19 protein-coding genes are annotated in these 17498 nt (G+C 71.7%); 17 read left to right on the forward strand and 2 right to left on the reverse strand.

Annotated features, from left to right (window positions below; genetic code table 11):
- Nucleotides 1-22 precede the first annotated feature (22 nt).
- The 13 genes from alaS to P5P86_RS10740 all read left to right on the forward strand — a co-directional run bounded on the left by alaS (nucleotide 23) and on the right by P5P86_RS10740 (nucleotide 12625).
- Nucleotides 23-2701 (forward strand): alanine--tRNA ligase, encoded by a 2679-nt coding sequence (alaS, locus tag P5P86_RS10680; protein WP_446724938.1) that lies wholly within the window; start codon nucleotides 23-25, stop codon nucleotides 2699-2701.
- Between the two features lie 10 nt (nucleotides 2702-2711).
- On the forward strand, nucleotides 2712-3203 hold the full coding sequence (ruvX, locus tag P5P86_RS10685) for a Holliday junction resolvase RuvX (protein WP_280607417.1): 492 nt from the start codon (nucleotides 2712-2714) through the stop codon (nucleotides 3201-3203).
- The gene (gene mltG / locus P5P86_RS10690; protein ID WP_280607418.1) at nucleotides 3196-4716 is read left to right on the forward strand and encodes an endolytic transglycosylase MltG; all 1521 of its coding nucleotides are present in this window, start codon (nucleotides 3196-3198) and stop codon (nucleotides 4714-4716) included. Before ruvX ends, mltG begins: the two co-directional genes overlap by 8 nt.
- Nucleotides 4716-5597, forward strand: coding sequence for a shikimate dehydrogenase (locus P5P86_RS10695; RefSeq protein WP_280607419.1), 882 nt, complete (start codon nucleotides 4716-4718; stop codon nucleotides 5595-5597). The genes mltG and P5P86_RS10695 overlap by 1 nt, the downstream gene beginning before the upstream one ends.
- A gap of 2 nt (nucleotides 5598-5599) precedes the next feature.
- Nucleotides 5600-6334, forward strand: a complete 735-nt coding sequence (locus P5P86_RS10700; RefSeq protein ID WP_280607420.1) for a prepilin peptidase — start codon at nucleotides 5600-5602, stop codon at nucleotides 6332-6334.
- 22 nt (nucleotides 6335-6356) lie between these two features.
- Nucleotides 6357-7535 (forward strand): chorismate synthase, encoded by a 1179-nt coding sequence (aroC, locus tag P5P86_RS10705; RefSeq protein ID WP_280607421.1) that lies wholly within the window; start codon nucleotides 6357-6359, stop codon nucleotides 7533-7535.
- The gene (locus P5P86_RS10710) at nucleotides 7532-8044 is read left to right on the forward strand and encodes a shikimate kinase (protein WP_280607422.1); all 513 of its coding nucleotides are present in this window, start codon (nucleotides 7532-7534) and stop codon (nucleotides 8042-8044) included. Before aroC ends, P5P86_RS10710 begins: the two co-directional genes overlap by 4 nt.
- The gene (aroB, locus tag P5P86_RS10715; protein WP_280607423.1) at nucleotides 8041-9126 is read left to right on the forward strand and encodes a 3-dehydroquinate synthase; all 1086 of its coding nucleotides are present in this window, start codon (nucleotides 8041-8043) and stop codon (nucleotides 9124-9126) included. The genes P5P86_RS10710 and aroB overlap by 4 nt, the downstream gene beginning before the upstream one ends.
- Nucleotides 9123-9548: a type II 3-dehydroquinate dehydratase gene (locus P5P86_RS10720; RefSeq protein WP_280607424.1), complete on the forward strand. Its 426-nt coding sequence runs from the start codon at nucleotides 9123-9125 to the stop codon at nucleotides 9546-9548. The genes aroB and P5P86_RS10720 overlap by 4 nt, the downstream gene beginning before the upstream one ends.
- Before the next feature lie 79 nt (nucleotides 9549-9627).
- A complete protein-coding gene (locus tag P5P86_RS10725; protein ID WP_280607425.1) occupies nucleotides 9628-10104 on the forward strand; it encodes a hypothetical protein in 477 nt (158 codons plus the stop codon).
- Between the two features lie 3 nt (nucleotides 10105-10107).
- Nucleotides 10108-10848, forward strand: coding sequence for an ATP-binding cassette domain-containing protein (locus P5P86_RS10730; RefSeq protein WP_280607426.1), 741 nt, complete (start codon nucleotides 10108-10110; stop codon nucleotides 10846-10848).
- Nucleotides 10845-12089 (forward strand): hypothetical protein, encoded by a 1245-nt coding sequence (locus P5P86_RS10735; RefSeq protein ID WP_280607427.1) that lies wholly within the window; start codon nucleotides 10845-10847, stop codon nucleotides 12087-12089. The genes P5P86_RS10730 and P5P86_RS10735 overlap by 4 nt, the downstream gene beginning before the upstream one ends.
- Nucleotides 12086-12625 (forward strand): hypothetical protein, encoded by a 540-nt coding sequence (locus P5P86_RS10740; protein WP_280607428.1) that lies wholly within the window; start codon nucleotides 12086-12088, stop codon nucleotides 12623-12625. The genes P5P86_RS10735 and P5P86_RS10740 overlap by 4 nt, the downstream gene beginning before the upstream one ends.
- On the opposite strand, the gene yczE is transcribed toward P5P86_RS10740, so the two are convergent.
- The gene (gene yczE, locus P5P86_RS10745) at nucleotides 12589-13296 is read right to left on the reverse strand and encodes a membrane protein YczE (protein ID WP_280607429.1); all 708 of its coding nucleotides are present in this window, start codon (nucleotides 13294-13296) and stop codon (nucleotides 12589-12591) included. The genes P5P86_RS10740 and yczE overlap by 37 nt on opposite strands.
- 61 nt (nucleotides 13297-13357) lie before the next feature.
- On the opposite strand from yczE, the gene yczR reads away from it, so the two are divergent.
- From yczR to nusB, 3 genes are all read left to right on the forward strand, one after another.
- A complete protein-coding gene (gene yczR, locus P5P86_RS10750) occupies nucleotides 13358-14815 on the forward strand; it encodes a MocR-like transcription factor YczR (protein ID WP_280607430.1) in 1458 nt (485 codons plus the stop codon).
- A 174-nt stretch (nucleotides 14816-14989) separates the two neighbouring features.
- Nucleotides 14990-15556, forward strand: coding sequence for an elongation factor P (efp, locus tag P5P86_RS10755; RefSeq protein ID WP_280607431.1), 567 nt, complete (start codon nucleotides 14990-14992; stop codon nucleotides 15554-15556).
- A gap of 2 nt (nucleotides 15557-15558) precedes the next feature.
- The gene (nusB, locus tag P5P86_RS10760; RefSeq protein ID WP_280607432.1) at nucleotides 15559-15963 is read left to right on the forward strand and encodes a transcription antitermination factor NusB; all 405 of its coding nucleotides are present in this window, start codon (nucleotides 15559-15561) and stop codon (nucleotides 15961-15963) included.
- A gap of 96 nt (nucleotides 15964-16059) precedes the next feature.
- On the opposite strand, the gene P5P86_RS10765 is transcribed toward nusB, so the two are convergent.
- On the reverse strand, nucleotides 16060-16308 hold the full coding sequence (locus P5P86_RS10765; protein ID WP_280607433.1) for a helix-turn-helix domain-containing protein: 249 nt from the start codon (nucleotides 16306-16308) through the stop codon (nucleotides 16060-16062).
- A gap of 159 nt (nucleotides 16309-16467) precedes the next feature.
- Here P5P86_RS10765 and P5P86_RS10770 point away from each other — a divergent pair, with 159 nt between their 5' ends.
- The gene (locus P5P86_RS10770; RefSeq protein ID WP_280607434.1) at nucleotides 16468-17484 is read left to right on the forward strand and encodes an NADPH:quinone reductase; all 1017 of its coding nucleotides are present in this window, start codon (nucleotides 16468-16470) and stop codon (nucleotides 17482-17484) included.
- Nucleotides 17485-17498: the final 14 nt, after the last annotated feature.

Raw genomic sequence — 17498 nt, forward strand, 5'->3', positions numbered from 1 at the left:
GGACGGCCGGCCCGACACCTGGCTGAGCACGGCGGAGATCCGCCGCCGGTTCACCAGCCACTTCGCCGACAACCCGGCTCTCCCGCACACCGCCGTGCCCTCGGCGTCGCTGCTGCTCGACGACCCCAACCTGCTGTTCGTCAACGCCGGCATGGTGCCCTTCAAGCCCTACTTCCTGGGACAGGCGACGCCGCCGTTCCCGCGTGCCACGAGCGTGCAGAAGTGCATCCGCACCCCTGACATCGAGGAGGTCGGGAAGACCACCCGGCACGGCACGTTCTTCGAGATGTGCGGCAACTTCTCCTTCGGCGACTACTTCAAGGAGGGCGCCATCACGCTCGCCTGGGAGCTGGTCACCAAGGCGATCGCCGACGGCGGCTTCGGCTTCGACGAGAGCGTCCTGTACCCGAGCGTCCTGGACGGCGACGAGGAGGCAGTGGGGCTCTGGCGCCGGATCACCGGCCTGCCCGACGACCGCATCGTCCGGCTGCCGCCCAAGGAGAACTACTGGTCGATGGGCGTCCCCGGTCCCGGTGGACCGTGCTCGGAGATCCTGATCGACCGCGGGCCGGCCTTCGGCGCCGACCGCGACTGGGACGCAGGCGACCGCTACCTGGAGTTCTGGAACCTGGTCTTCATGCAGGACGAGCTCTCCGCGGTCCGCTCCAAGTCGGACTTCGACATCGCCGGGCAGCTGCCGCAGAAGAACATCGACACCGGGATGGGCCTGGAGCGGGTGGCATACCTGCTGCAGGGCACCAACAACATGTACGAGACCGACGTCGTCTTCCCCGTGATCGAGAAGGCCGAGCAGCTCACCGGCAAGAAGTACGGCGCCGCCTACGAGGACGACGTCCGCTTCCGGGTCGTCGCCGACCACATCCGCTCCTCGATGATGCTGATCAGTGACGGTGTCACGCCGGGCAACGAGGGGCGAGGCTACGTGCTGCGCCGGCTGCTGCGCCGCGCTGTGCGCAACGTCCGGCTGCTCGGCTACGAGGACCCGGCGCTGCCCGAGCTGATGCCGGTCTCGCGCGACCGGATGGGTGAGACCTACACCGAGCTGCACAGCGACTGGGACCGCATCATCCGGGTGGCGAACGCCGAGGAGGAGGCGTTCCGCAAGACGCTGCAGTCCGGCACGCAGATCTTCGACCTGGCCGCCGGGTCCGTGAAGGACTCCGGTGGCACCGTGCTGGCCGGCGCGCAGGCGTTCCAGCTGCACGACACCTACGGCTTCCCGATCGACCTGACCCTGGAGATGGCGAGCGAGGCCGGCCTCAGCGTCGACGAGCAGGGCTTCCGCGCCCTGATGGCCGAGCAGCGCGAGCGCGCGAAGGCCGACGCCCGCGCCAAGAAGGGCCAGCACGCCGACCTGTCGGTCTACCGCGAGATCCTCGACATCAACGGGCCGACCGACTGGCAGGCCTACACCACCCTGGAGACCGAGTCCGGGCGGGTCGCCCTGCTCTCGGGCGGCAGGCCTGTCGACGTGCTCGGCAACGGCGAGATCGGGGAGCTCGTCCTCGATCGCACCCCGTTCTACGCCGAGTCCGGCGGCCAGGTCGCCGACGCCGGCATCATCGAGTTCGACGGTGGCCGGCTCGAGGTGGTGGACGTGCAGCGCCCGGTCAAGGGTCTGGTGGTCCACCAGGTGCGGGTGGTCGACGGCGAGCTGACCCCGGCCGTCGCCCGGTTCCACGCGCAGGTCGACAAGGACTGGCGCACGGGTGCCCGCCAGGCCCACTCCGGCACGCACGTGGTGCACGCCGCGCTGCGCGAGGTGCTCGGCCCGACGGCGCTGCAGTCGGGGTCCTACAACCGTCCCGGCTACCTGCGGCTCGACTTCGGTTGGACCCAGGGGCTGAACCCGGGTCAGGTCAAGGAGATCGAGGAGGTCTCCAACAACGCGCTGCGCGCCGACCTGCCGGTCCGGTGGGACTACATGACCCTCTCCCAGGCCAAGGACTGGGGCGCGATCGCCCTGTTCGGCGAGACCTACGACGACGCCAAGGTGCGCGTCGTCGAGATCGGCGGCCCCTGGTCGCGCGAGCTGTGCGGTGGCACCCACGTCGACCACTCCTCGCAGATCGGCACGATCGTCGTCACCGGCGAGTCGTCGGTCGGCTCGGGCAACCGGCGCATCGAGGCGTTCACCGGCATCGAGGGCTTCCGCTACCTCGCCCGCGAGCGTGACGTCGTCGGCCAGCTGACCGATCTGCTCAAGACCCAGCCCGACGGCCTGGTCGACCGGATCGGAGATCTGGTCGAGCGGCTGCGCAGCGCCGAGAAGGAGATCGAGAAGGTGCGGGTGGCGCAGCTGCTGGCCAACGCCGGCGCGATCGCCAGCGGGGCGGTGGACGTCGGCGGGGTGGCGGTCGTCGCCGCGCGCGCGGCCGGTGCGGGTGGCAACGACGTACGGACGCTGGCCATGGACGTGCGCGGGCGCATCCCCGCGGACCGCCCGGCCGTCGTGGTGGTCATCGGTGACGCGGACGCGAAGGTGGCGGTGGTGGCCACTGTCAACGAGGCGGGCCGGGCCCGCGGGCTGAAGGCCGGCGACTTCGTCAAGGCGCTCGGGCCGGTCCTCGGCGGTCGCGGCGGCGGCAAGGACGACCTCGCGCAGGGCGGCGGCACCGACGTGGCCAGGATCGACGAGGCGCTCGGTCTCGTGCCGACCCTCGTCGCGCCGGCGCGCTAGGCGGGATCGGGTGAGCGCGCGCTTCGGCGTACGCCTCGGCATCGACCCGGGCGACGCGAGGATCGGGGTGGCGCGCAGCGACCCCTCCGGGTTCCTCGCCACCCCGGTGGAGACGGTCAAGCGCGGTCGCGGCGACCTGGCCCGGCTGAAGGCGATCGCGGACGAGATCGCGGAGGAGTCGACGCTGCTCGAGGTGGTCGTCGGGCTGCCCCGCTCGCTCAAGGGAGGGGAGAACCCGGCGACCGCGAAGGTGCGCGACTTCGCCGCCGCGCTGGCCCGCCGGATCCGGCCGGTGCCGGTGCGCCTGGTCGACGAGCGCCTCACCACTGTCAGCGCTGAGGCTATGCTGCGAGATCGCGGCCGCAAGGGGCAGGACCGCCGCTCGGTCGTCGACCAGGCGGCCGCCGTCCTGATCCTGCAGCACGCATTGGATACCGAACGCGCCTCGGGTGACGCGCCCGGAGAGATCGTCGACCTCGAAGGAGACACTCCGCATGAGTGACGAGCAGGATCGTCACGGCTTCGCGCCCGAGCCGCCCCGGCCGTATCGGGGTGATCCGCTGAGCGACCCCCTGAGCGACCCGCTGAGCGACCCGCTGCCCGATGAGGAGGCCGAGCGCGGGGGAGCCCTTCCCCCGTACGCCGCCGGCGACACCGGCACCCGCGCCGTTCCGATCGTGCCCTTCGAGGACGAGCCGGCCCCGGAGTCGACGTACGCCGCCGAGGCACCTCGCCCCGGCGGTGCGCACGCCGCCGAGCAGCCGGCCGAGTACGCCGAGGAGGGCTACGCCGACCAGGGCTACGCCGACCAGGGGGCGGTGGCCGGGTCGACACAGCAGCCGAGCGAGGATGCCGAGGCCGAGGACGGGCAGTACTTCCTCGACGACCACCTCGAGTCCGACGGGGATCGCGGCGGCCGCCGCGCCGGCCCGCGCCGTACCCGCCGTGGCCGCGGTCTTCCCGGGTGCCTGGCCGCCCTGGTCGCGATCGTGGTCGTGGTCGGTCTGCTGGCGCTCGGCGGGGCCAAGGGCTACTCCTTCCTCAAGGACCACCTCGGCGGTGCCGCCGCCGACTACGCGGGCCCCGGCACCGGCAGCGTGACCTTCGAGGTGCACAAGGGCGACAGCGCCACGGTGATCGGCCGCAACCTCAAGAGCGCCGGCGTGGTGCAGTCCGTGGGCGCCTTCATCGACGCGGCCCAGGCCAATCCCGACTCCGGCAGGATCCAGGTCGGCTTCTACCAGCTCAAGAAGCAGATGAAGGCCTCCGACGCCCTCACCGTGCTGGTGAACCCGAAGAGCCTGATCAAGACGGTGGTCGTCGTCCCGGAGGGCGCGCGGGTCGCGCAGATCGTCTCGACGATCGTGGCCAAGACCGACATCACGAAGGCGGACGTGGTCGCCGCGCTCAAGAACGGCTCCGCGCTCGGGCTGCCCGCCGAGGCCAAGGGCAACCCGGAGGGCTACCTCTTCCCGGCCACCTACACCGTGGTGCCGGGTGAGACGGCCGCCGAGTTGCTCAAGCAGATGGTCGCCAAGGGCACCGAGGTGCGCAAGGAGCTCAACCTGGACACCGCCGCCGCGAAGGTCGGGCTGACGCCCGAGCAGGTCGTCACGGTGGCCAGCATCCTGGAGTACGAGGCGAGCCGGAACCAGGACTACCCGAAGGTCGCGCGCGCGATCTACAACCGGCTCAAGGCGAACATGCCGTTGCAGTCCGACGCGACCGTCTCCTACGCCAACAACGTCAGCGGGGAGATCTGGACCACCCAGGCGATGCGGCAGAACGCCTCGCCGTACAACACCTACCAGCACACCGGCCTGCCGCCGGGCCCGATCGGCAACCCGGGCGAGACGACCCTCAAGGCGGCGCTCGACCCTGCCAGCGGGCCCTGGCTGTACTGGGTGGTCGTCAACCTGAAGACCGGCGAGACGGTGTTCTCCACCACGCTCGCCGAGCACGATGCGGCGGTACAGCGCTTCCAGCAGTACTGCAAGACCTCGGACGCCTGCTGATGGGGATGCGCTGCGCCGTGCTCGGCGACCCCGTCGAGCACTCGCTCTCGCCGGTGCTGCACCGAGCCGGGTACGACGCCCTCGGGCTGGACTGGCACTACGAGCCGCGGCAGGTGCGCTCGGGCCACCTGCCGCAGTTCCTGGCCTCGCTCGGCGAGTCCTGGCGCGGGCTCTCGCTCACGATGCCGCTCAAGCGCGAGGCGCTGGCGCTGGTCGAGGACTGCTCGCTGCGCGCCCGCCTCGCCGGGGGCGTCAACACGCTGGTCCGCACGACCTATGGCTGGGCGGGCGACAACACCGACTACCCGGGTGCCGTCGCCGCCGTGCGCGAGAGGTACGACGCACCGATCCGCAGGGGCGCCGTGCTGGGAGCGGGTGCCACCGCCGGCTCGACCGGCCTGGCCCTGGTCGAGCTCGGCGCGCGCTCGATCTCCCTGCTGGCCCGCGACGCCGTCCGGGCCGAGGAGAGCCGGGCCGTGATCGCCGCCCACCCGAGCCGGCCGGAGGTGCGGATCGAGCCGCTGGAGGCGCGGCCCGACGTGGACGCACTGGTCTCCACGATCCCGGTCGCGGCGCAGGTCGCCCCGCTGGTCGCCGCCTGGCGCGACGTGCCCCTGCTCTTCGAGGTCGTCTACGACCCGTGGCTCTCCCCGCTGATGGCCGCCGCGACCGGCACCGTCGTCAGTGGGCTGGACCTGCTGGTGCACCAGGCGGTGCTCCAGTTCGAGCTGTTCACCTCCTCACCGGCGCCCCTGGCGGCGATGCGGGCGGCGGGTGAGGCGGCACTGGGGCTCGCTCCGGCCCATCCGGCGAGCGCGACCGAGCCGCTTGCCGACGAAGGTCCCGACCACACCGCCGAGCGCGCCGACCTCACGGTGTGAGCGTGCTGGACGCCTCGACCGGGCTGGCCGGGCTGCTCGCCCTCGCCGTACCGTCGGGCATCCGGCGGCTGCCCGAGCCGCCGCCCGAGGTGCTGCCCGAGTCGCCGGAGGACGACACCGCGCTGGAGCGGATGCTGCGGGCGGAGGGGCCGAAGGAGAGCTATCTCCGGGTGGCGGCGCTGCCGGGACTCGCGCTGTGGTCCGCAGTCGTGGGTGTGGTCGCCGATGTCGCGATCGGGCTGCGGTTGGGCGACCACCCGGTGACGTGGGTGATCGCCCTGCTGATGCCGGTGCTGATCCTGCTCGCGGTCGTGGACTGGCGCACCCGGCTGCTGCCGCGGCTGGTGGTGCTGCCCGTGACAGCTGTGCTGGTGGTGCTGGCGCTGGTCGAATGGCTCGTCGGCCGCGAGACCGACGTGCTGGTCCGGACGCTGGTGGCGGGACTGGTGGCGCGATCGGTCTTCTGGGTGCTGTGGTTCATCCGGCGCGCCGGCATGGGCTTCGGCGACGTCCGCCTGGCCGCGCTGCTGGGCCTGGTGCTCGGCCGGTTGGGCTGGAACCACTGGTTGCTGGGCCTGTACGGCGGCCTGGTCCTGTTCGGGGTCTTCGGGCTGACGCTGACGATCGTCCGGCGCGACCGGGCCACGCTGAAGCGGGCCTATCCGTTCGGGCCGTTCATGATCGGCGGCACCCTGCTCGGCGTCCTACTCGGCGGATCCGTGCACCTGCTGGCGTGAGGGCCGTGGGAGGATGAGGCCCATGTTGCGCTGGCTCACCGCGGGGGAGTCCCACGGCCCGTCCCTGGTCGCGATCCTGGAGGGTCTTCCTGCCCACGTCCGGATCACCTCCGAGCAGATCGGGGACGCGTTGGCGCGCCGCCGGCTGGGCTACGGTCGCGGCGCGCGGATGAAGTTCGAGCGCGACGAGGTCACCCTCGTGGGCGGCGTCCGGCACGGCGAGAGCCAGGGCGGACCGATCGCCATCGAGGTCGGCAACACCGAGTGGCCCAAGTGGGAGACGGTGATGTCGGCCGACCCGGTGGACCCGGACGTGCTGGACAAGCAGGCCCGCAACGCACCGCTCACCCGGCCGCGTCCCGGCCATGCCGATCTGGCGGGCATGCAGAAGTACGACTTCGACGACGCGCGTCCGATCCTGGAGCGCGCCTCCGCCCGCGAGACGGCCGCTCGGGTGGCGCTGGGTGCGGTCGCGGCCGCCTTCCTGGAGCAGACGGTCGGCGCTCGCATCGTCAGCCATGTCATCGAGCTGGGTGGCGTGCGCACCACCGGCACCGTCCTGCCCGGGCCCGAGGACGTCGCACGGCTGGACGAGGACCCGGTGCGCTGCCTGGACGCCGACAGCTCCAAGCTGATGGTGGAGCGGATCGACGAGGCCCACAAGGACGGCGACACGCTCGGCGGGGTCGTCGAGGTCGTCGTCCACGACCTGCCGCCCGGCCTCGGCTCGCACGTGCACTGGGACCGCCGCCTCGATGCGCGGCTCGCCGGCGCCCTGATGGGCATCCAGGCGATCAAGGGCGTCGAGGTCGGTGACGGCTTCGAGCTCGCCGCCACTCCCGGCAGCCAGGCGCACGACGAGATCCTCGCGACCGACGGTGGCATCCGGCGCGCGTCGGGCCGCTCCGGCGGCACCGAGGGCGGCATGACGACCGGCGAGGTGCTGCGCGTGCGAGCGGCGATGAAGCCGATCGCGACGGTGCCCAGGGCGTTGCGCACGGTCGACGTCGCCACCGGCGAGGAGGCCGTCGCACACCACCAGCGCAGCGACGTCTGCGCCGTACCCGCTGCAGGCATCGTGGCCGAGGCCATGGTCGCGCTGGTGCTGGCTGACGCGGTGCTGGAGAAGTTCGGCGGTGACTCCGTCGCAGAGACCAGCCGCAACGCCGAGTCGTACCTGGCCCACCTCCGCTACCGATGACCGGCCCGCGTGCGGTGCTCGTCGGCCCGATGGGCGCCGGCAAGACGCTCGTCGGCAGGCTGCTGGCCGAGCGCTGGGAGATCCCGGTCCGCGACACCGACGAGGACGTCGAGGCGATCGTCGGCAAGAGCGTGCAGGACCTCTTCGTCGACGAGGGTGAGGCGACCTTCCGCGACCTGGAGAAGAAGGCCGTGGCCGTTGCCCTGGCCGAGCACGAGGGCGTCCTCTCGCTCGGCGGCGGCGCGGTGCTCGACCCGGAGACCCGGCAGTTGCTGGCGGGTCATCGGGTGGTCTTCCTGCGCGTCGGTCTGGCCGAGGCGTCCAAGCGCGTCGGGCTCGGACAGGGCCGGCCGCTGCTGCTCGGCAACGTCCGCAGCCGGATCAAGACGATCCTGGAGGAGCGGGCGCCCATCTATGAGTCGGTAGCCGTCCTGGTGGTCGACACCGACGGTCGTCGACCCGACGAGATCGCCGCCGAGATCGCCACCCACCTCGAGGAGCTGTCGTGAGCACCGTCATCAAGGTCGGCACGTCGTACGACGTCGTCATCGGCCGCGATCTGGCCGACCGGCTCCCGGGCCTCCTCGGCGACGGCGTCCAGCGGGTCGCCCTGCTCTACGCCGGCGAGCTGGGGCGGTACGCCGAGCCCGTGCTGGACGTGCTCGTCGAGCACTACGAGGTGCTCGCCCTCGGCCTCCCGGACGGGGAGAGCGCCAAGACCACCGCCGTCGCCGACGACTGCTGGGCGGCACTGGGGGAGAAGGGCTTCACCCGCTCCGACGCGGTCGTCACCTTCGGTGGCGGCGCCACCACCGACCTCGGTGGCTTCGTCGCGGCGACGTGGCTGCGGGGCGTCCGGGTGGTGCACGTGCCCACGACGCTGCTGGCGATGGTCGACGCGGCGGTCGGGGGCAAGACCGGCATCAACACCGCCGCGGGCAAGAACCTGGTCGGCGCGTTCCACGAGCCGGCGGGTGTGCTGTGCGACCTCGCGCTGCTGGAGACGCTGCCCGAGGCCGAGTTGGTGGCGGGACTGGGCGAGGTCGTGAAGTGCGGCTTCATCGCCGACCCGGAGATCCTGGCGATCGTCGAGCGCTCGAGTGCCCTGAGCGCCGGTTCACCGGAGCTCGCCGAGCTGGTCGAGCGGGCGGTGCGGGTGAAGGCCGAGGTCGTCGCCGGCGACCTGCGTGAGACCGGGGGCCGCGACGGCCACCCGGGCCGCGAGGTGCTCAACTACGGCCACACGCTGGGGCACGCGATCGAGAAGCACTCGGGGTACGCGATGCGGCACGGCGAGGCCGTCGCGATCGGGTGCGTGTACGCCGCGGAGATCGCGGCCCGCTCCGGCCTCATCGACGCCGACCTGCTGGCCCGGCACCGCTCGGCGTTCGCTCGGGTGGGCCTGCCCACGACGTACCCGTGGGGCGAGTACTTCGGTTCCTTCGACGACCTGATCGGCGCGATGCGGGTGGACAAGAAGGCGCGCGGCTCGGTGCTGCGGTTCCTGGTGCTGCGCGGTCTGGCCGACCCGACCATCCTGGCCGGTCCCGACGAGCAACTGCTCCGTGACGCGTTCGAGGCGCTCGCATGAGGGTGCTGGTCCTCAACGGACCCAACCTGGGTCGGCTCGGCAGGCGGCAGCCCGAGATCTACGGCCGCACGACCCACGCCCAGCTGGTGGCGCTGTGCGTGGAGTGGGGTCGCGAGCTCGGCCTGGAGGTCGAGGTCCGCCAGACCAACCACGAGGGGGAGATGGTCGACTGGCTCAATGCCGCGGCCGACGACCACGTGCCGGTCGTGCTGAACGCGGCGGCGTGGACGCACTACTCCTACGCGGTCTATGACGCGTGCGCGCAGCTGGAGGCGCCGCTGGTGGAGGTGCATCTCTCCGACCCGGACGCCCGCCCGGAGCGGTGGCGGCACTTCTCGGTGGTGCGGCCGCACGCGGTCGCCGTGGTCAAGGGGCTGGGCGTCGAGGGTTACCGCGAGGCGCTGGAGATCATCGCGCGATGAGGGCGCTGTACAAAAATGATCTGATGTAGTACAAAAGTGTCAGGTTCTCGTTGAGGAGGGCCACGACGCTGGAGGAACCATGAGGAGACGGTTAGCCCTTCTCGCGCCCGCGGCCCTTGGTCTCGTCCTGGCGGCCGGCTCACCGGCTCTCGCCCTGACGTACGGAACCCAGGCGCACCCGATCCGGGCCGAGGACAGTAGCGACGACGGCAACGCGTGGTTCTACGGGTCGATGTACGTGAACAACGGGCAGACGTTGCACAACGCCTACCACTTCCGGGACTCCGCGCCCGGCGGGAACGCCGCCTACGTCACGACGTCGTACTACTTCTACGAGAACTGCAGCTACGACCCGGACGACGGGTCGGGCTGGTGTGACGTCGGTGGTTCCGACCGGAGCAGCGAGACCACCTCCGGCAACTGGCTCTCCGAAGCGGACGCGCACGACCTCGACCCGGGAGCCGATCGGGGACGGATGAAGAGCCGTGTGTGCGAGAAGCAGGCGCACGCGTTCGACGACTGCAGCAAGTACGTCATCGGCACCTTCAGCTACTGATCGATGCGACTCGAACTCGATCGCGTCACGCACACCTATCCCGGCTCGCGGGCGCCGGCGATCGTCGAGGTCTCAGCGGTCGTGCCGCCGGGGATCACCGGCCTGATCGGCATCAACGGTGCCGGGAAGTCGACGCTGCTGAACATCCTGTCCCGTGGCATGCCTCCCAGTGCGGGCGCCACCGTCCTCGACGGCACCGATATCTACCGCGGCGGCCGCCGGGCGACAACAGGTCGGATCGCGCTGATGCCCCAGGACTTCCGGGTGGCGGGCGAGGCACGTGTCGAGGATGTGCTCCTGTACTGCGCGTGGTTGAAGGGCGTCCCGGGAGCATTGGCGCGCGAGCGCGCCGCCGACGTGCTCGAGCGGGTCGACCTCGGCCCGCAGCGCTTCGAGAAGATCGGGCGTCTCTCCGGGGGCATGCGCCGCCGTGTCGCACTGGCGCAAGCGCTGATCTCGTGCCCGCGGCTGGTGCTGCTGGACGAACCCACCACCGGGCTGGACCCGGCGCAGCGAGCGCAATTGCGCCGGCTGGTGATCGATGAGTTCTCCGGAACCGACGCCATCGTGATCCTCAGCAGCCACCTCATGGAGGACGTCGAGGCGACCTCGGACAACGTCATCCTGCTCCACGAGGGAGTGCTGCGATTCGCGGGGAGCATCGAGGAGTTTCGCCGGGTCGACGGTGAGGTCGTCGACGCGGAGGCCGCCTTCCTGCGTCGCATCATGACGGCCGCCCCATGAGGACGGCGGCACGGCGGACCCTGCTGACCTGGCCGCAGTGGGTCTCCTACCTGGCAGTCCTCCACGTCGTCGGGTGGATCTCGATCCTCTCCTCGACACGCGACTGGGTCGGTTCGTGGAAGATGGCCTACGACTGGGTCGCTGGATCGTTGCTCGTGGTCGGTCCGGTCGCCGCGGGCATCACGGCGTTCAGCTACGCGCGGTTGAAGGACTCCAGCGCCGTCACCCTCGTCAGATCCAGCAGCCGAGCAGCGGCATGGGCCTTCCCGGCTCTCCGCATCTGGCTGGCGTACGGCGCCAGCACGGCGCTCCTCGCGCTCGAAATGACCCTCCTGGCGCTCGCCCGGGGAGTTCCGGTCGCTCCTGTCCAGCTCATCAACGTGCCCTTCCTCGCCGCACTCAGCCTGGGCCAGGTCCTGGCCGGCGCCTCCCTCGGGCTCGTCCTGCACGAGGTGTGGGCGGGTGTCCTCGCCGTGGGTGCTGCGTTCCTGGCCTCGGTGCTGGCAGGCATCGGTCTGCTTCCCCCGATCTTCGTTCCGGGCTCGACCACCGGGACGCTCGTCGGCCAGACCTACCGTCCGGCGGCGATGGCACTGCTGGCCGTGAGTGCCGCCGGACTGTGCGTGGTGCTCGGGGCGGCGGTGTCCCGGTCGTTCGGTTCGCGCCGCCGATGGCTGGCTTCCGCGGTGGCCGTGGCAGGCCTGGGCGCCTTCGCCGTCGGCTACACCCCGCACCTCGACCTCGACGGTCGCCTGCAGGACGCCACCGTCCGGTACGAGTGCCGAGGCCACGACCCGGCCCTCTGCGTGGCGAGCGATACGCCGTTGACGGCCGACGAGGGAGCTGCAGCGCTCAGGCGGCTCGCCCGGCCCCTGGTCGCCGTCGGTGTACCTCTGCCGGACCGGTGGGTCCAGCTGCTCCCGGGGAGCCGCGAGGACCGCCGCGACGGGGTCTTCACGTTCACCAACAACGCCAACGCGACCGGAAGGCTGCGGGTCGACGACGTCGTCCACTCGCTCGCGATGCCCGCCGGGTGCGTCTTCGGCGCCTCCGAGCCGGAGGGGTCGATCGATGCCCGCGGCCTCCTCGCCACCTGGATCGCGCTGCGCAACCACGTCGACGTCGCCGTGGATCGCAGGACGAAGGCGTGGGTCGACTCGCCCGACTCCCTGGCCTGGGTCAGGACCACCTACGCGGAGCTTCGCGCGTGCGCGCTCACCCGGCTCTCGCTGCCGGCATGAGCCTTCTCGCCGTCCTCCGCACGTGGAAGGTGCCCACCGCTGCCTTCGCCGTCGTGGTGACGGTGACGCTCAGCTGCCTGCTGGGAGGCTCCCGGGTCTCCCTGCCCGGTGTGCGCGGGGGCATCGCCGTCGTCCAGTTCGTGCCGTTCGCCCTCAGCGCGTGCGTCGCGGGCACCTGGGTGAATGCGTTCGCCTTCCTCGAGGAGCGGGGCATGAGGAGCCCGGCAGCCGTGCGCGCCGTCCGAGGCTCGCTCTCCCTCGGGCTCGCGGCGCTGGGCGCTGTCGCGATCTCCGGGCTGCGGGCAGCCCCACCCGAGAGCCTGGCCCTGTCCTTGGCCTGCCTGGCAGCGGGGATCGGCACGGTGCGCCGGTCCGCGATCGCCTCCTGGGCGCTGCCGCTGTGCATCAACTACGCCTACTACGCGGCCCGGATCGATGACGGGGGTACGCGAGCCGCGCTGGTGGCGTCGTCGATGCTGATCGTGCTGGCCGTCGCGGTCTATGCCTGGGCGCCGCAGACGCTGACGGCCGGATAGGCATCGGACTCCGCTTCCTCAGCGACCTGATCCTGGGTGGGGGCGTCGAGGGCGACGATCCACGTCGGGAGGAGGACCTGCGTCAGGGGTCCGATGGCCAGGGCGAAGACGACGGTACCGACGCCGATGGGGCCGCCGAGGAGCAGGCCGACCACGACGACGGAGATCTCCAGAGCGGTGCGGATCAGCCGGATCGAGAGGCCGGTACGGCGGACCAGCCCGGTCATGAGGCCGTCGCGAGGGCCGCGGCCGAACTGGGCGCCGATGTAGAGCGCCGTCGCGAGGGCGCACAGCCCCACGCCGGCGAGCATGAGGAGGACCCGCGCGATCTGGTGGTGCGGTGGGTGGACCACGGCCAGGGTGAGATCGGTGCTGGGGCCGATCAGCAGGGCGTTGGCGATCGTGCCGATGCCGGGCTTCTCGCGCAGCGGGATCCAGAACAGCAGCACGACGAACGACATGATCACCAGCACGGTGCCGAGGTCGAGGCCGGTGTGGCCCACGATGCCGAGGTGCAGGACGTCCCACGGTGCGACACCGTCGTTGCCGCGCACCATCAGACCCAGCGAGACGCCGTAGAGCCACAGCCCCACCAGGAGCTGGGTCAGGCGGCGGGGGAGGCGGCCGGCCCGCAGCTGGGCGAGCGGGCCGAGATCGGCGAGCGTGGTCATGACCTCAGCATCATCCAGATTGGACTGTCGCTAAATAGCCAATCGTGGAAGAGTGGACTGCATGCATCGGTCCATTCCGTCGCGGCGGCTCGTCGAGCTGCTCGGCGTCTTCGAACGCACGCCGGCCTACGTCGGCCTGGCCGACGCCCTCACGGTCCTGATCGGCGACGGCCGGATCGCCCTCGACGTCCGGCTGCCGAGCGAACGCGATCTCGCCGCCGGGCTCGGCGTCTCCCGCACCACCGTCACCCGCGCCTACGCGTTGCTCGTCGAGACGGGGTTCGCGGTGGCGACCCGCGGGGCCGGCACGTTCACCCGGGTACCCGGTGGCCGCTCGCGGGCGCACGACCAGGCCCTCACGCCTTCACGGCACAGCGGGGTGATCGACCTGACCTGTGCGGCGGCCACCGCGCCGCCGGGCATCGCCGAGGCCTACGCCGCCGCAGCCGCGGAGCTGCCGGCGTACCTGGGCGGCCACGGCTACTTCCCGGTCGGCCTGCCTGCGCTGCAGGAGGCGATCGCCGCGACGTACGCCGAACGGGGGCTGCCCACCCGGCCGGACCAGATCATGGTGACCTCCGGTGCGCTGGGCGCGGCTGCCGTCGCCGCACAGGCGCTGGTCGGCACCGGCGATCGGGTGCTGGTCGAGACGCCGACCTACCCAAACGCCGCCGAAGCGCTGCGCCGAGCGGGCGGCCGGTTGGTGCCCGTTCCGGTGGACCCCGACGGCTGGGACCTGGACGGCACGATCGCCACCGTGCGGCAGTCGCGCCCGCGGGCGGCCTACCTCATGCCAGACTTCCAGAACCCCACCGGTCTGGTGATGAGCGGCCCGGAGCGCGAACGGCTCGGAGCCGCCCTCACCCGGGCGGGCACGGTCGCCATCGTGGACGAGGCGCACCAGGGGCTCGCCCTCGACGGCCAGGAGATGCCGCCGCCGCTGGCCCGGTTCGCGCCGGGCGCGGTGACGATCGGAAGCGCGTCCAAGCTCTTCTGGGGCGGTCTGCGGATCGGGTGGCTGCGGGTTCCCGACGAGGTGACGATGGACCGGCTGGTGGCATCGCGGCTCTCGGTCGACCTCGGCTCTCCGCTGATCGAGCAGTTGGCGATGGTGCGGCTGCTGGCGGACCCGGGCCCGCTGCGGGCGGCGCAGGTGGACCGCCTGCGCCGGCAGCGGTCCGCGCTGGTGGCGGCGCTGTCCGAGCGGCTCCCGGCCTGGGAGGTCCGGGTTCCGGCGGGCGGCCTGTGCCTGTGGTGCCGGTTGCCGGTCCCCGCCGCCTCCACCCTGGTCGCCGCCGCGGAGCGGGGCGGGGTAGCGATCGCCGCCGGGCCGATCTTCGCCGTCGACGGCGGCCTGGAACGTTTCGTCCGCATCCCCTACGCGCGCCCGGAGGCCGAGCTGGTGGCGGCCGTCGAGGTCCTCGCCGAGGTGTGGGCCGAGGTGAGCAGGAGCCGTACGGTCGAGCGGGCGGCGGGGCGGACGGCACGGCGGGCCTCCGACCGGGTCATCGTGGCGTGAGCCGGCGGGGACGGAGGCCCGAGTCGGCGGAGACGCAGGCCCGAGTCGGCGGGCGCGGTTTTCCGCAGCACCCCGGCCCGGCGATAGACTCGGCCGCTGGTGCCGGGCGTTCGCGCCCGAGCCCACCTGTTCTCTTGACAACCTGCATCTGAAACGAAGGCTGGCGCGCACTCCATGGCAACCACGAACGACCTGAAGAACGGCATGGTTCTCAACATCGACCGCCAGCTCTGGCAGGTGGTCGAGTTCCAGCACGTCAAGCCGGGCAAGGGCCCCGCGTTCGTCCGCACCAAGCTGAAGAACGTGGAGTCGGGCAAGAACGTCGACAAGACGTTCAACGCCGGCACGAAGGTCGACGTCGAGACGGTGGACCGCCGTACGTTCCAGTACCTGTACAACGACGGCACCAACTACGTGTTCATGGACGTGCAGGACTACGAGCAGATCGAGGTCACGCCCGAGATCATCGGCGACGCCGCGAACTTCCTGCTGGAGAACGCCGAGGTCATCGTGGCCACCAACAACGGCCGGGTGCTGTTCGTCGAGCTCCCGCCGTCGGTCGAGCTGACGATCACCTACACCGAGCCCGGCGTCGTCGGCGACTCCGCCACCGGCCGGACCAAGCCGGCCACGCTGGAGACCGGTGCCGAGATCCAGGTTCCGCTGTTCATCGAGAACGGCGAGAAGATCAAGGTCGACACCCGCGACGGCGGCTCCTACCTCAGCCGCGTCAAGGGCTGACGTTGTCCGCACGCTCCAAGGCCCGCAAGCGCGCCCTCGACCTGCTCTTCGCGGCCGAGGCACGCGGCGCCTCCGCGTCCGACCTGCTCGCCGAGCAGGTCGCCGAGGGCGAGCTCAACAACCCCTACACCGCCACGCTCGTGGAGGGCGTCGTGGCCAGGCAGGCGACGATCGACGAGATCATCGGTCGCTATGCCCAGGGCTGGACCCTGGACCGGATGCCCGCCGTGGACCGCAACGTGCTGCGACTGGGCGCGTGGGAGCTGCTCTTTGCCGACGACGTGCCCGAGCACGTGGCCCTGAGCGAGGCGATCGAGCTGGTCCGCGACCTGTCGACCGACGAGTCGCCGACCTACGTCAACGGCGTGCTCGGTGCGATCCAGCGCGACAAGGCCAGCCTGGTCTGAGCCGGCGGCGGGTCGCCCCGCGCCACACCAGTACGACGAAGAACGAGCGCCCGGGCGGATCGCCCGGGCGCTCGTCTGCCTGCGACGTACGTCGGCTCAGGCCGGCCAGATCAGGTCGACGCGGATGTCGTGGAAGAGCTCGTTCGGGTCGATCCCGATGGCGGCGGAGAGCCGCAGGTACTTCGAGATGCCGCTGTCGGTCTCGCCCCGCTCCATCCGGGCGATCTGGGTCACGCCCAGGCCGCTGCGGCGCGCGACCGCGTCCTGGGTGAGGTGGCGGCGCACGCGCTCGGCGCGCAGGTTCGAGCCGATCTGCTCGAGAAGCTCAGAGGTGGGAGAGGCCATGGCCGGACAAGCCTCTCGACATCCGATGCGACTCACCAGAACACCAGTGTGCTGATACCGCCCGATTGTGCTCGCTCAGGGGTGTGCTCGGCGTCCAGGAGGGCTGACACGGCGCCTCTCGCCGCTCTCGGCCCGGCGCGCGCTGGGTACCGTCGTGCTATGCGAGCTGTCGTCTACTCAGAGCCCGGTCCCTCCTCCGTCCTGCGCGTGGTCGAGCGTGAGGTGCCCGAGCCGGGACCCGGCGAGGTGCGCGTCCGGGTGGTGCGCGCCGGCGTGAACCCGACGGACTGGAAGCAGCGGGCGGGCGGCACCTATCCGGCCCTGCCGTACGAGGAGATCACACCCGGGCAGGACGGGGCCGGCACGATCGATGCCCTGGGGGCGGGCGTGTCGGGCGTCGCCGCCGGCGACCGCGTCTGGCTCCACATGGCCCAGCACGGGTCGGCCTACGGCACCGCCGCCGAGTACGTCGTCGTACCGCTGCACAAGGCCGTGCCGCTGCCGCCCGCGGCGTCGTTCGACCTCGGTGCCTCGCTGGGCGTGCCCGCGGTGACGGCCCATCGGGCACTGACCAGCAGTGCCGACGCCGACCGGATCGCACCGGGGACCCTCGCCGGACGCACCGTCCTGGTCCAGGGCGGCGCCGGTGCGGTCGGCAACGCCGCGATCCAGCTCGCGCACTGGGCGGGCGCGAACGTGATCACCACCGTCAGCAGCGCCGAGAAGGGCGCGCTGGCCGCCGCGGCCGGCGCCGATCATGTCGTCAACTACCGCGAGGAGGATCCGGAGGCGGCGATCCGGCGGATCGCGCCCGACGGGGTGGACCTGGTCGTCGAGGTGGCGCCTGCGCAGAACAACGATCTCGACCGGGCCGTGATCCGCAACGGCGGCACGATCGCCATCTACGCCAACAACGGCGGCGACGAGATGACCCTGCCGCTGCGCGCGACCTTCTCGCTCAACCTGCGCTACCAGTTCGTGCTGCTCTACGGCGTGGCTCCCGAGCTGCTGGCGGCTGCGGCCGAGGACATCACCGCGGCGCTCGCTGCCGGCGCTCTCGGCGTCGGCGAGGAGCAGGGCATGCCGCTGCACCACTACAGCCTCGAGCGAGCGGCCGAGGCACACGATGCGGTCGAGGGTGGCGTGGTGGGCAAGGTGCTGCTCGACCTCGCGTGAGCCTGGCGTCGAGC

The sequence above is a fragment of the Nocardioides sp. BP30 genome (assembly GCF_029873215.1).
Lineage (GTDB): Bacteria > Actinomycetota > Actinomycetes > Propionibacteriales > Nocardioidaceae > Nocardioides.

What these genes read in the sequence shown, in the direction of transcription:
- mltG (WP_280607418.1), top strand. Translation starts at nt 3,196, where the DNA reads ATGAGTGACGAGCAGGATCGTCACGGCTTCGCGCCCGAGCCGCCCCGG.
- P5P86_RS10695 (WP_280607419.1), top strand. Translation starts at nt 4,716, where the DNA reads ATGGGGATGCGCTGCGCCGTGCTCGGCGACCCCGTCGAGCACTCGCTC.
- aroC (WP_280607421.1), top strand. Translation starts at nt 6,357, where the DNA reads ATGTTGCGCTGGCTCACCGCGGGGGAGTCCCACGGCCCGTCCCTGGTC.
- P5P86_RS10710 (WP_280607422.1), top strand. Translation starts at nt 7,532, where the DNA reads ATGACCGGCCCGCGTGCGGTGCTCGTCGGCCCGATGGGCGCCGGCAAG.
- P5P86_RS10720 (WP_280607424.1), top strand. Translation starts at nt 9,123, where the DNA reads ATGAGGGTGCTGGTCCTCAACGGACCCAACCTGGGTCGGCTCGGCAGG.
- P5P86_RS10725 (WP_280607425.1), top strand. Translation starts at nt 9,628, where the DNA reads ATGAGGAGACGGTTAGCCCTTCTCGCGCCCGCGGCCCTTGGTCTCGTC.
- P5P86_RS10730 (WP_280607426.1), top strand. Translation starts at nt 10,108, where the DNA reads ATGCGACTCGAACTCGATCGCGTCACGCACACCTATCCCGGCTCGCGG.
- P5P86_RS10735 (WP_280607427.1), top strand. Translation starts at nt 10,845, where the DNA reads ATGAGGACGGCGGCACGGCGGACCCTGCTGACCTGGCCGCAGTGGGTC.
- P5P86_RS10740 (WP_280607428.1), top strand. Translation starts at nt 12,086, where the DNA reads ATGAGCCTTCTCGCCGTCCTCCGCACGTGGAAGGTGCCCACCGCTGCC.
- yczE (WP_280607429.1), bottom strand. Translation starts at nt 13,296, where the DNA reads ATGACCACGCTCGCCGATCTCGGCCCGCTCGCCCAGCTGCGGGCCGGC.
- yczR (WP_280607430.1), top strand. Translation starts at nt 13,358, where the DNA reads ATGCATCGGTCCATTCCGTCGCGGCGGCTCGTCGAGCTGCTCGGCGTC.
- efp (WP_280607431.1), top strand. Translation starts at nt 14,990, where the DNA reads ATGGCAACCACGAACGACCTGAAGAACGGCATGGTTCTCAACATCGAC.
- P5P86_RS10765 (WP_280607433.1), bottom strand. Translation starts at nt 16,308, where the DNA reads ATGGCCTCTCCCACCTCTGAGCTTCTCGAGCAGATCGGCTCGAACCTG.
- P5P86_RS10770 (WP_280607434.1), top strand. Translation starts at nt 16,468, where the DNA reads ATGCGAGCTGTCGTCTACTCAGAGCCCGGTCCCTCCTCCGTCCTGCGC.